The organism is Streptomyces sp. GESEQ-4, assembly GCF_017948455.1.
Taxonomy (GTDB): Bacteria; Actinomycetota; Actinomycetes; order Streptomycetales; family Streptomycetaceae; genus Streptomyces.
Map to the genome: position 1 here is coordinate 1 of NZ_JAFFSU010000012.1, position 12,452 is coordinate 12,452.

Here is a 12,452-nt window from a genome sequence, read left to right on the forward strand (position 1 = left end):
GCGGGGGGGGGGGGGGGGGGGGGGTGGGTGCGGGGGTCGAGGGCGAGGGTGCCGACGGGGGTGCCGGGGGTGGTGAGGGCGGGGGCGAGGGGGTCGGCGGGGCGGGGCGCGGCGGTGACCGAGATCTGGCGTGGTCCCGTGGCCCGTACGAAGCCGGGGGTTCCGGCGAGCGCCGAGGCCCATACCCTGCCGGTCGCCGGGTCGGCCGCACCCAGCATCAGCAGCGGCTGGAGTTCGAGGAAGGCGGCGGCCACCGGTTTGATGCCCTCGCCGACGGACCGGCCGACGTGGTCGGCGAGGTCGCGGACGCCGACGCGTTCCTGCACGGCGCGCGAGCCCTCGTGATAGACGCCCATGACTAGAAGAAACCGCAGGTCGGCGCCGACGAGTTCGGGGCGGGGGCGCCTTCCGCGCCGCTCGGCACCGAGATCTCCAGACGGGTGCCGTCGGGGTCGTGGAAGAAGATGCCGCCGGAGCCCGCGCCCTCACTGTGGGCCACGACACCGTCGTACGCGAAGTCCACGCCGTACGCCCGCAGGGCCGTCTCGTACTCCCTGACCTGCTCGATCGAGTCCGCTTCGAGGGCGAGGTGATGCAGGCCCGCCCGCTCGCTGTCGTACGGCTGCCGCGCCTGCTGCCAGAGGGTGAGGACGAGGTGTCCGTCCGCGCCCAGGAACGCGTACCGCCGGTCGTCCTCCTTGCCCTCCGCGATCAGGCCGAAGCCCAGGACGTCCCGGTAGAAGGCGAGCGAGCGGTCGAGGTCGATGACGTTCAGGCCCAGGTGGCCGGTGCGCAAAGTCATGGCTGTCCCCTTCAGCAGATCTGAGATCTAACCCTTGATATTGAGATTAGAGGTTAGGCTCGGGCGGGTCAAACCGCTCACGTACTCTTGAGCGGTTAGCAGAGAAGGGAGCCACCTCATGTCCGCCGACCCCCGCCCGCTCACCGGCGAACCGCTCTCCCTCGACCTGCTCAACACGCGGTGGATGCGGGAGGGCGCCGTGCAGGACCTGCTGACCGACACCGACGGGCTCGCGGTCTGGCTCGCGGCGAACCGGCTCGACGCCGACGCCGATGCCGCGACGCTCCGGCACGTCCTCCAGGCGCGCGACGCGCTGGCCGCGGTGGTCGACGGATCGCTCGCCGAAGGTGCCGCGGCCGTCGACGCCGTGCTCGCGCACGGGAGGATCCGGGCGACGCTCAGCGCCGAAGGTCCCGGAGAGCTGCCCGAGTTCCGGGACGGCTCCTGGGGGCCCGCCTGGCTCGCCGCGCGCAACTACCTTGAACTGCTGGCCACCGCGCCGGACCGGATCCGGCGCTGCGCCCACGGCGCCTGCATCCTGCACTTCTTCGACACGTCACGGAACGGCACACGGCGCTGGTGCTCGATGGCGGCCTGCGGCAACCGGGCGAAGGCGTCCCGGCATTACGCGCGGTCGAAGGAAGCCTGAAGGGCCCCGGCCTGAACGGGTGGGCGACTTGGCCCCGTTCGGGACGTATACCCGTAAAGGCCATCGCGGGTTTTCCCCATACATGCATATCGTTTCGGTCAACACTCCCCAAACATCCGCCCCTTGCGTAAAACTGTGCGATCGTCCGGGGTCGCATTCCGGACCAACGTGACCGGGGTTGACCGGCCCGGTCGCGCCACGCTCGTTCCTTTACCTACAAGGGATGCCGATGACGCTCAACCCCCAGCGCGATCCGATATCGGGTGCAAGACATGTGGCCCGCATAGCCGTGGCCGCGGGTCTCGTCGCCGCGCTCTCCGCGGCCGGGCCGATACCCATGGCCATGTCCGCCGAACAGGCCGCCCCCACGGCCGATCCCACCGTCAAGTCCGCCCACGACAAGCTCGGTTCGGACGACGCCGATCTGCTCGCCGAGGCGAAGGCCGACGGCGTCAAGACGGTCACGATGATGGTGGCCACGGCTCCCGGCAAGACCGAGCAGGTCGCCGAGCAGCTCGACGCGGTCAAGGGCGGCCTGGTGGGCCGTACGTACGACAAGCTCGGCTACGTCCGGGCCACCGTGCCCACCGCGAAGGCGGACTCGGCCATCGCCGCCGCCACGAAGCTGTCCTCCGTGCACGGCATCGACCTGCGCGAGGAGATACCCCTCGACGACCCGACGCCGAGCGCGCACACCACCAAGAGCGCGAAGGCCACGGGCAGTTACCCGGCCCCGAACAAGAAGACCCCCGCCGAGAACCCGTACAACCCGTCCTTCGAGACGGGCGCCGTCGACTTCGTGGCGAAGAACCCGAAGTCGGACGGCCGCGGTATCACCATCGGCATCCTGGACTCGGGCGTGGACCTCGGTCACCCGGCGCTGCGGAAGACCACCACCGGCGAGCGCAAGATCGTCGACTGGGTCACGGCGACCGACCCGGTCGTGGACGCCGACCGCACCTGGCGCCCGATGGTCACCTCGGTGTCCGGTCCGACCTTCACCCACGGCGGCAAGACCTGGACGGCGCCCGCGGGCTCGTACCGGATCAGCACGTTCCTGGAGTCGTACACCACCGGCGGCGACGCGGCGGGCGACGCGAACCGGGACGGCGACAAGACCGACTCGTGGGGCGTCCTCTACGACGCCGCGGCCGGTACGGTCCGCGTCGACCTGAACAACAACTACGACTTCGGTGACGACACCCCGATGAAGCCGTACAAGAACGGCTTCCAGATCGGGTACTTCGGCACCGACAACCCGGCCACCGAGGTCGCCGAGCGCCAGCCGTTCGTCATCGAGATCCGCAAGGACGTCGTCTACAACGAGGCCGGCGCGAAGGCCGACTTCGTCAACATCGGTGTCATCGAGTCCGAGCACGGCACGCACGTCGCCGGTATCACCGCCGCCAACGGCCTGTTCGGCGGCAGGATGGACGGCGCCGCTCCCGGCGCGAAGCTCGTCTCCTCCCGTGCCTGCACCTGGTCCGGCGGTTGCACCAACGTCGCGCTCACCGAGGGCATGATCGACCTCGTCACCAAGCGGGGCGTCGACATCGTCAACATGTCGATCGGCGGCCTGCCCGCGCTCAACGACGGCAACAACGCGCGCGCCGAGCTGTACACGCGCCTCATCGACGAGTACGGCGTGCAGCTGGTGATCTCCGCGGGCAACTCCGGCCCCGGCACGAACACCATCGGCGACCCGTCCCTGGCCGACAAGGTCATCTCGGTCGGCGCGACGATCTCCAAGAAGACGTGGGCCGCCAACTACGGCTCCGCGGTGCAGAAGTCGTACGCGATGATGCCGTTCTCCTCCCGCGGCCCGCGTGAGGACGGCGGCTTCGCGCCGACGCTCTCCGCGCCCGGTGCCGCGATCAACACCATCCAGACCTGGCTGCCGGGCGCACCGGTCGCCGAGGCGGGCTACTCGCTGCCGGCCGGCTACGGCATGCTCCAGGGCACCTCGATGGCGTCCCCGCAGGCGGCGGGCGCGAGCGCACTGCTGCTGAGTGCCGCCAAGCAGAAGCGCATCGCCCTCACCCCGGCGAAGCTGCGCACCGCCCTGAACTCGACCGCCGACCACATCCCCGGTGTGCAGGCGTACGAGGAGGGCGCGGGCCTGATCGACATCGTGGACGCCTGGGACGCCATCAAGGACGGCGCCACCGCCCACGACTACACCGTCAAGGCCCCGGTCGACACCGCGATCGACTTCGCGCTGAAGACGCCGGGCTTCGGCACCGGCCTGTACGACCGTGAGGGCGGCCTCAAGGCCGGCCAGAAGAAGACGTACGACGTCACGATCACCCGTACGTCCGGCGCGAACCGGGCTCTGACGCACGAGCTGGACTTCGAGAACAACGCGGGCGGCACCTTCAAGATCGTCGGCTCCGACGTCGTCAAGCTGCCGCTGAACCAGCCGGTGACCGTCAAGGTCCAGGCCAACCCCAAGAGCGCGGGCATCAAGAGCGCGATCCTCGAGATCGACGACCCGCGGACCGAGGGCGTCGACAAGCAGGCCATGAGCACCGTCGTGGTCTCGGCGCCGCTGAAGTACAGCTACGCCGCCTCCGGTTCGGTGCAGCGCAACAGCAGCAAGTCCTACTTCGTGACCGTGCCCGAGGGCGCGAAGGCGCTGGAGGTCGCGATCGGCGGGCTGAAGGGCAAGAGCCAGACCCGGTTCATCGCCATTCACCCGTACGGCGTTCCGGTCGACCCGACGTCGACGATCAACTGCTACCCGAACTACACCAACCCGGACAGCGCTCCCTGCCGCCCCGACGTGCGCTCGTACGCCGATCCGCAGGCCGGCGTCTGGGAGATCGAGGTCGAGACGCGCCGTACGTCGCCGCTGCTCGACAACCCGTACAAGCTGAACGTCGCCGTCTACGGCGCGGCCTTCGACCCCGAGGTCGTGACCGTGCCCGAGGCCAAGGTCGGCACCCCGGTCGAGGCGTCCTGGAAGGCGACCAACAAGTTCGCCGCCCTGGACGGCAAGCTGGCCGGCGGCCCGCTCGGCTCGTCGAAGTCGGCCCGCCCGACCATCGCCAACGGCACGACCCAGACCAGCACGGTCGTGGTGCCCGAGGGCGCCACGTCGCTGGACGTCGCCATCGGCAACGTCTCCGACACGTCGGCCGACCTGGACCTGGTGGTCCTGGACGCCGCCGGCGACGAGGTCGGCAGCTCGGCCGACGGTGACTCGGAGGAGTCCGTCTCGGTGCCGAAGCCGGCCGCCGGTACGTACACCGTCCAGGTCATCGGCTACTCGGTGCCGGCCGGTTCGACGGCGTACGACTACCAGGACGTGTTCTTCTCCACCGTCCTCGGCAGCGTCACCGTCGACGACGCGCCGGTGAAGCTCGGTACGGGAGCCTCGGCGACCGTCTCCGCGAAGGTCACCGCCGCGGCGGCCGCTCCGGAGGGCCGTGAGTTCTTCGGCCAGGTCCAGCTGGTCAACGCGCGCGGCACGGTCGCGGGCGTGGGCAGCGTGAAGATCGAGAAGGTCACGCCGTAGTCGTTACGGCTGCTGGGGCGGGCGTCCTTTCGGGCGCCCGCCCCTTTCTCATTCGCAGGTGAGGGTGCGGGACTCGGGAAGTGCCCTGGTGATCCAGGCACGCTCACCGGCGATCTTCTTCTCCCCGACCGTCCATATGTCGGGAGAGGCGTCGCCCCGAGGGATGCCGATCAGGGCGTGGTCGCCGTTGCGGAGGCGCGGGTCGACGTCCTTGTCCATGACGAAGACGACCTCGTCCTCGCCCTTGGCGGGCTTGTAGTAGCGGGTGACATCCAGGGTGATGCGGTCCTGTGCGGTGCCGGGGACCGGCACCACGGCGGTGACCGTGCCCTCGACGACGAGGCGGGCGCAGGCGAGGTAGCCGGCACGGCTCTTCGACGTGTCCTCCGCCTTTCCCGAGTCGCCGTTCTCCGGCTTCGCCGCGCTGTCCGAGCCGCTGCTGTCCGCCAGCGAGCCGCTGTCGTCCGTCGTCCCCGACCCGGACTGCACGGCAAGCCACCCCACCCCCGCGAACAGCGAGGCGGCACACGCCACCGCGAGCCCGCCCAGCGCGAGCCTCAGCGTCCGGCGCCTCCGCTGCCGTACCGCAGGCGCGGGTTTCTCGGCCTTCTTCTTCGCCGGCTCGGCGGCCAGCGCGTCCCCGATGACGCCCAACTGCTCGCGCAGCAGCGCCAGATCGGCGAGTGCCGACTCGTGCTCGGTCATGAAGGCGGCGTCCGCGCGGGCCTCGTCCGTCAGCGGCTCGTCGGTGAGCGCGGCCATCAGCGCGTCGGCGCCGTTGTGTTCGGCGGTCATGTCACACCACCTCGTCCTCGTGCAGGCGGGCGCGCAGTGCCCGTACCGCGGTGTGCAGCCTGCTCTTGACCGTGCCTTCCGGGATGCCGAGTTCGTCGGCTATCGAGCGGACGGGCAGATCGGCGTAGAAACGCAGGACGAGGACCTGGCGCTGGGGGTCGGGCAGCTCGTCCAGGCCCTGGGCGACGGCGAGGGAGAGCACGCTGGTGTCCTCGCCGGAGGGGTGCTCCAGCTGGCGCAGGGAGGCCAGGCGCTCGCCGAGCCGATCCTGGCGGCGCTTGGCGCGGTGCCAGTCCATGGCGAGGTTGGAGGCGACCACGGCCGCCCATGCGGAGACGTCGCGCGGGGCCTCGTACCCCTTCGCCGCCCGCTCGAGCAGCCGCAGGCGGACCTGCTGCACCCCGTCCGGCAGGTCCGTCTGCGGCACACCGCCCAGCGCGAGCACCGCCCGCACCCGGCGTTCCTGAGCCGCGTCCAGAGGGTCATCGTTCCCCTGGTCACGGCGGGCCTTTCTGCGCAGCACAAGCCACCCCCCTCACCGCGTTTCCTCTACGACGCCGCAGCGCACGGAAACGTTCGGCGGATCCTCGGGAAATCTGCCCGAGGCGTACGTCACACTGCCCGGTGTCCCACTCCTCGGGCATGGAGCGCAAAGAATTGGACAGGCGGACCGGGGTCGGCCGCATGATGGAAAAGCCGCAGACACGTACGTACACGCAGAAGGAGTCGCCGTGAGGGTCGGAATCGTCGGAGCCACCGGGCAGGTCGGCACGGTCATGCGCAGGATCCTCACGGAGCGTGCCTTCCCGGTCACCGAGCTGCGTCTGTTCGCCTCGGCCCGCTCCGCGGGGACGACCCTGGACGGCGTGACGGTGGAGGACGCGGCGACCGCCGACTACAGCGGCCTGGACATCGTGCTGTTCTCCGCCGGCGGCGCGACCTCCAGGGCGCTGGCCGAGAAGGTCGCCTCCCAGGGCGCGGTCGTGATCGACAACTCGTCGGCCTGGCGCAAGGACCCGGACGTACCGCTGGTGGTGTCCGAGGTGAACCCGCACGCGATCGCCGACCGGCCCAAGGGCATCATCGCCAACCCGAACTGCACGACGATGGCCGCGATGCCGGTGCTGAAGCCGCTGCACGCGGAGGCGGGGCTGGAGGCGCTGGTCGTCGCCACCTACCAGGCCGTTTCCGGCTCGGGTCTCGCGGGCGTGGCGGAGCTGCACGGGCAGGCGCAGAAGGTGGTCGCCGACGCGGACCAGCTGACGCACGACGGTTCGGCGGTCGACTTCCCCGAGCCGCAGGTCTACAAGCGCCCCATCGCCTTCAACGTCCTCCCCCTGGCGGGCTCGATCGTCGACGACGGCCTGAACGAGACGGACGAGGAGCAGAAGCTCCGCAACGAGTCCCGCAAGATCCTCGAGATCCCGGACCTCAAGGTCTCCGGCACCTGCGTCCGCGTCCCGGTCTTCTCCGGCCACTCCCTCCAGGTCAACGCCCGTTTCGCCCGCCCGATCAGCGCCGAGCGCGCCACCGAGCTGCTGGCCGCCGCGCCGGGCGTCAAGCTCTCCGACATCCCGACCCCCCTCCAGGCCGCCGGCCAGGACCCGTCGTACGTCGGCCGCATCCGCACCGACGAAACCGTCGACAACGGCCTCGCCCTCTTCGTCTCCAGCGACAACCTCCGCAAGGGCGCGGCCCTGAACGCGGTACAGATCGCGGAGCTGGTGGCGGCGGAGCTGAGCGGGAAGTAGTCCCTGCGTCGGGGCCGGTCACTCACGGGTGGCCGGCCCCTTTCGCATACCCGAGGAAAAGCGCCCCGAAGGGGCGCGGGGAACTGCGCGACCAGCCACGACGGCGCCGCAGCGGACCAACGACACATCGCGGCACTCACATCGAAGCGCGCCGCACCTCGTACAGAAAGCACCCGTACTCCACGGCCCGCACATGCACCAGCGCCACGGCCGGGTCGTCGAACGCCTTCCGAAAGGCCTCGTCGTCGACCGCGTCGACCAGCTCGCCGCCCAGGATGCGGCCCTCGGCCGAGTAGCGCCGGACGGTGCGGTGGGCGCGCGCGAAGGGATGGCCGTCCGGGTCGGGGCCGGGGCATTCCTCGGCGTGGATGAAGACCGGGCCCTGCTCGTCGTACGCGCCGGGATCCGCCCCCGTCTCGGCGGCCCAGCGGCGCAGTGGGGCGTACGAGACGAGGGCGATCCGCTCCCCCGGCTCGCTGCGGCGCAGACAGCAGCGCAGCGGCGCCCCGCCCTCCTCGTCGGTCACGGGAACCATCTCGCGCCCCGCATCGTCAGCAGAGCGCAGCTCCTTCAGGGTCACGGGGGTGATGGGTCGTGCGATGTACGTCGTCGTCATACGGACAGCGTCCTGCGTGTCCGGCCCGCTCACCGGCGGGAACCGGACATCGCGTTACTCGCAGGTCCCGTGGAAGGATGACCGAACCGCCGAAGCCACCCATATCGAGGAGATGACCGCGTGCCTGGCACCAACCTGACTCGCGAAGAGGCGCAGCAGCGAGCCAAGCTGCTCACCGTTGACTCGTACGAGATCGATCTCGACCTCTCCGGCGCGCAGGAGGGCGGTACCTACCGGTCCGTGACCACGGTGCGCTTCGACGTCGCCGAAACCGGCGCGGAGTCCTTCATCGACCTGGTCGCCCCGACCGTCCACGAGATCACGCTCAACGGCGACTCGCTGGACGCCGACGAGGTGTTCAAGGACTCCCGGATCGCCCTGCCGGGGCTGCTGGAAGGCCGCAACATCCTCCGTGTCGTCGCCGACTGCGCGTACACCAACACCGGAGAGGGCCTGCACCGGTTCGTCGACCCGGTCGACAACCAGGCCTATCTCTACACCCAGTTCGAGGTGCCGGACGCCCGCCGGGTCTTCGCCTCCTTCGAGCAGCCGGACCTGAAGGCCGCCTTCCAGTTCACCGTGAAGGCGCCGAGCGGCTGGACGGTCGTCTCCAACTCGCCGACGCCGGAGCCCAAGGACGACACCTGGGTCTTCGAGCCGACGCCGCGGATCTCGACGTACATCACGGCGCTCATCGTCGGCCCGTACCACTCCGTGCACAGCGTGTACGAGAAGGACGGGCAGTCCGTCCCGCTCGGCATCTACTGCCGCCCCTCCCTCGCCGAGTTCCTCGACTCGGACGCGATCTTCGAGGTCACGCGGCAGGGCTTCGAGTGGTTCCAGGAGAAGTTCGACTACGCGTATCCGTTCAAGAAGTACGACCAGCTGTTCGTGCCGGAGTTCAACGCGGGCGCGATGGAGAACGCGGGCGCGGTGACGATCCGCGACCAGTACGTGTTCCGGTCGAAGGTGACCGACGCCGCGTACGAGGTGCGGGCGGAGACGATCCTGCACGAGCTGGCCCACATGTGGTTCGGCGACCTGGTCACCATGGAGTGGTGGAACGACCTGTGGCTGAACGAGTCGTTCGCCACGTACACCTCCATCGCCTGCCAGGCGTACTCCCCCGAATCGCGCTGGCCGCACTCCTGGACGACCTTCGCCAACTCCATGAAGACGTGGGCGTACCGCCAGGACCAGCTGCCCTCGACCCACCCGATCATGGCCGAGATCCGCGACCTCGACGACGTGCTCGTCAACTTCGACGGCATCACGTACGCGAAGGGCGCGAGCGTCCTCAAGCAGCTCGTCGCGTACGTCGGCATGGGCGAGTTCTTCCGGGGCGTACAGGCGTACTTCAAGGCGCACGCGTACGGCAACACACGCCTGTCGGACCTGCTGGGCGCGCTGGAGGAGACCTCCGGGCGCGACCTGAAGACCTGGTCGAAGCTGTGGCTGGAGACGGCCGGAATCAATGTGTTGAGGCCGGAGATCGAGACCGACGCGAACGGCGTCATCACCTCCTTCGGCATCCGCCAGGAGGCCCCGGCCCTCCCGGCGGGCGCCAAGGGCGAGCCGACGCTGCGCCCGCACCGCATCGCGGTCGGCCTGTACGCCCTCGATGACGACAGCGGCAAGCTGCTCCGCGACGAGCGCGTCGAGCTGGACGTCGACGGCGAACTGACGGCCGTACCGCAGCTGGTGGGCAAGCGCCTTCCGGACGTGGTCCTGCTCAACGACGACGACCTGTCGTACGCGAAGGTCCGCCTGGACGAGCAGTCGCTGTCCTTCGTCACGGACCACCTCGGCGACTTCGAGGCGTCGCTGCCGCGCGCCCTGTGCTGGGCGTCGGCGTGGGACATGACGCGGGACGCGGAACTCGCCACCCGCGACTACCTCTCCCTCGTGCTGTCCGGCATCGGCAAGGAGTCCGACATCGGTGTCGTGCAGTCGCTGCAGCGCCAGGTGAAGCTGGCGATCGACATGTACGCCGACCCCGCCGCCCGCGAGGCCCTGCTCACCCGCTGGACCGACGCCACGCTGGCCCATCTGCGGTCGGCGGCGCCGGGCGGCGACCACCAGCTGGCGTGGGCGCGGGCGTTCGCGGCGACGGCTCGTACGCCGGAGCAGCTGGACCTGCTGGAGGCGCTCCTTGACGGTTCGCAGACGATCGAGGGCCTGGCCGTCGACACCGAGCTGCGCTGGGCGTTCGTCCAGCGGCTCGCCGCCGTCGGCCGGTTCGACGAGGCGGAGATCGCGGGCGAGTACGAGCGGGACAAGACGGCGGCGGGCGAGCGCCACGCGGCCACCGCCCGCGCGGCCCGGCCCACCCCGGAGGCGAAGGCCGAGGCCTGGGCATCGGTCATCGACTCCGACAAGCTCCCCAACGCCATCCAGGAAGCGGTCATCTCGGGCTTCGTCCAGACCGACCAGCGCGAGCTCCTGGCCCCCTACGCCGACACGTTCTTCGAGGTCGTCAAGGACATCTGGGAGTCCCGCTCCCACGAGATCGCCCAGCAGATCGCCATCGGCCTCTACCCGACCATCCAGGTCTCGCCGGAAACCCTGGCCAAGACAGACACCTGGCTGACCTCCGCCGAGCCGAACGCGTCCCTGCGGCGGCTGATCTCGGAGTCACGGGCGGGCGTGGAGCGGGCGCTCAAGGCGCAGGCAGCGGACGCGGTGCAGTAGTTCGTCGTACGTCACTTCTTGGTACGTCGGCGGAGGGCGCCCGGCATGATGCCGGGCGCCCTCCGTCTTACTGAATGGTCGGCCCGGGTGCATCACCCCACGTGGGCGGCGAGCGCCGTTTCGACCGTCGCCGCGTCCGCGTTCTCCGCGGCCCAGGCCGCGTATCCGTCGGGGCGCACCAGCACGGTCGTACGGCGGTCTCCTGCCCAGTGCTCGACGGCCAGCCGGTCCTCGCGGGCGCCCCTCTCGTCGTACCCCTCGGGCGTGATCAGCACGAAGCGGCCGCCGCGCAGGGCCTCGTAGAGGCGGCCGCTCTTGAGGGCGATGTCGGGGACTCGGGTGCCGGTGAGGCGGTGGGAGCCGCGGGGGGCGGGGTACTTGTAGCCGAGGCCGGAGATCTGGGCCAGGGCCTTGCGCTGGGCGGGGCGGGCGACGTTGACGAGGGCCGAGACGAGTGTGCGTACGGCGCGCAGTGCGGGGCTCTGGGCGCGGGCCAGCCGGACCAGGCCGCCGCTGCTGCGCAGGACCGCCTTGCCGACGGGGTGACGTTCGGCCTGGTAGGTGTCGAGGAGGCCCGCGGGCGCCCAGCCCTGGACGGCCGCGGCGAGCTTCCAGCCGAGGTTGGCCGCGTCCTGGAGGCCGGTGTTCATACCCTGGCCGCCGGCCGGTGAGTGGATGTGCGCGGCGTCCCCGGCGAGGAAGACCCGGCCGACGCGGTACTCCGGCGCCTGGCGCTCGTCGCTGTGGAAACGGGAGAGCCAGCGCGCGTCATGCATGCCGTAGTCGGTGCCGAGGGCGCGGCGGGTGACCTCCTTGATCTCGTCGAGGTCGAGCGGGGCGTCGTCGGCCGCCTCGTTGCGACTGTTCCAGCCCATGACGCGGTACCAGCCGTCGCCGAAGGACGCGATCATCGCGAAGGCGTCGCCCGCGCCGTTGACGGTGAGTACGCCTTCGGGCCGCTGGGCGAGCCTGACGTCCGCCAGGAGCAGGGACTTGATGACGGAGACGCCGGGGAAGGGCAGGCCGATCGCCTGGCGTACGGCGCTGTGATGGCCGTCCGCGCCGACGACGTAGGCCGTGCGGTGCGTGACGACTTCGCCGTCGGAGCCGCGTACGTCGAGGTCGACGCCGTCTTCGTCCTGCCTCAGCCCGACGACCTCGCTCTCGTACGCGAACTCCACCCCGGCCTCGCGCGCCCGCCGCTCCAGCAGCCGCTCCACCTCGTACTGCGGGGTGATCAGCAGGAACGGGAAGCGGGACGGCAGCGTGCCCAGGTCGAGTGAGAGGCGGCGGAACAGGCGCAGGCCCGTGATGGTGTCGCCGGTGGCGAGCAGCGGGTCGGCGAGGCCTCGGGCGTCGAGTTGCTCCAGGGTGCGGGCGTGTACTCCGAAGGCGCGGGAGAGGTTGCTGATCTTGTGGGGGCGCTTTTCGAGGAGGGTGACGGGGACGCCGGCGGTGGCGAGGTCACCGGCGAGGAGCAGGCCGGTGGGGCCGGAGCCGACGACGATGACGGAGGGGGTGGGGCGGTTTCCGGTGTCGGTGCCGTTCATGGTGGCCTCCCTGGATGCCAACGCTTGCTTGCCAACGTCTGTTTGCCAACTTCCGTTTGCCAACAACTGTTGACCAACGCT

Annotated in this window: 9 protein-coding genes and 1 pseudogene; 4 read left to right on the top strand and 6 right to left on the bottom strand. The window is 70.4% G+C overall.

The window, feature by feature from the left end; all coding sequences use genetic code 11:
- Positions 1–356: pseudogene (locus tag KCH48_RS22960) on the bottom strand (pyridoxamine 5'-phosphate oxidase family protein); the annotation flags it as partial.
- A 2-nt stretch (positions 357–358) separates the two neighbouring features.
- Positions 359–802: a VOC family protein gene (locus KCH48_RS22965; RefSeq protein ID WP_210576581.1), complete on the bottom strand. Its 444-nt coding sequence runs from the start codon at positions 800–802 to the stop codon at positions 359–361.
- 118 nt (positions 803–920) lie between these two features.
- Between KCH48_RS22965 and KCH48_RS22970 the strand changes: the two genes are divergently transcribed.
- Complete coding sequence (locus KCH48_RS22970; RefSeq protein ID WP_210576582.1) at positions 921–1,451, top strand: CGNR zinc finger domain-containing protein; 531 nt, start codon at positions 921–923, stop codon at positions 1,449–1,451.
- Positions 1,452–1,680: 229 nt separating this feature from the next.
- A complete protein-coding gene (locus KCH48_RS22975; protein ID WP_210576583.1) occupies positions 1,681–4,968 on the top strand; it encodes a S8 family serine peptidase in 3,288 nt (1,095 codons plus the stop codon).
- Between the two features lie 48 nt (positions 4,969–5,016).
- Here the strand turns inward: KCH48_RS22975 and KCH48_RS22980 are convergent, their stop codons facing one another.
- Complete coding sequence (locus KCH48_RS22980) at positions 5,017–5,763, bottom strand: hypothetical protein (protein WP_210576584.1); 747 nt, start codon at positions 5,761–5,763, stop codon at positions 5,017–5,019.
- Position 5,764: 1 nt separating this feature from the next.
- Positions 5,765–6,286, bottom strand: coding sequence for a sigma-70 family RNA polymerase sigma factor (locus KCH48_RS22985; protein ID WP_210576585.1), 522 nt, complete (start codon positions 6,284–6,286; stop codon positions 5,765–5,767).
- A gap of 208 nt (positions 6,287–6,494) precedes the next feature.
- Between KCH48_RS22985 and KCH48_RS22990 the strand changes: the two genes are divergently transcribed.
- A complete protein-coding gene (locus KCH48_RS22990) occupies positions 6,495–7,514 on the top strand; it encodes an aspartate-semialdehyde dehydrogenase (protein WP_210576586.1) in 1,020 nt (339 codons plus the stop codon).
- A 136-nt stretch (positions 7,515–7,650) separates the two neighbouring features.
- Here KCH48_RS22990 and KCH48_RS22995 read toward each other — a convergent pair whose 3' ends face one another.
- Positions 7,651–8,130: a DUF1203 domain-containing protein gene (locus KCH48_RS22995; RefSeq protein ID WP_210576587.1), complete on the bottom strand. Its 480-nt coding sequence runs from the start codon at positions 8,128–8,130 to the stop codon at positions 7,651–7,653.
- Between the two features lie 120 nt (positions 8,131–8,250).
- On the opposite strand from KCH48_RS22995, the gene pepN reads away from it, so the two are divergent.
- On the top strand, positions 8,251–10,821 hold the full coding sequence (gene pepN, locus KCH48_RS23000) for an aminopeptidase N (RefSeq protein WP_210576588.1): 2,571 nt from the start codon (positions 8,251–8,253) through the stop codon (positions 10,819–10,821).
- 92 nt (positions 10,822–10,913) lie between these two features.
- On the opposite strand, the gene KCH48_RS23005 is transcribed toward pepN, so the two are convergent.
- Positions 10,914–12,371: an FAD-dependent monooxygenase gene (locus tag KCH48_RS23005; protein ID WP_210576589.1), complete on the bottom strand. Its 1,458-nt coding sequence runs from the start codon at positions 12,369–12,371 to the stop codon at positions 10,914–10,916.
- Positions 12,372–12,452: the final 81 nt, after the last annotated feature.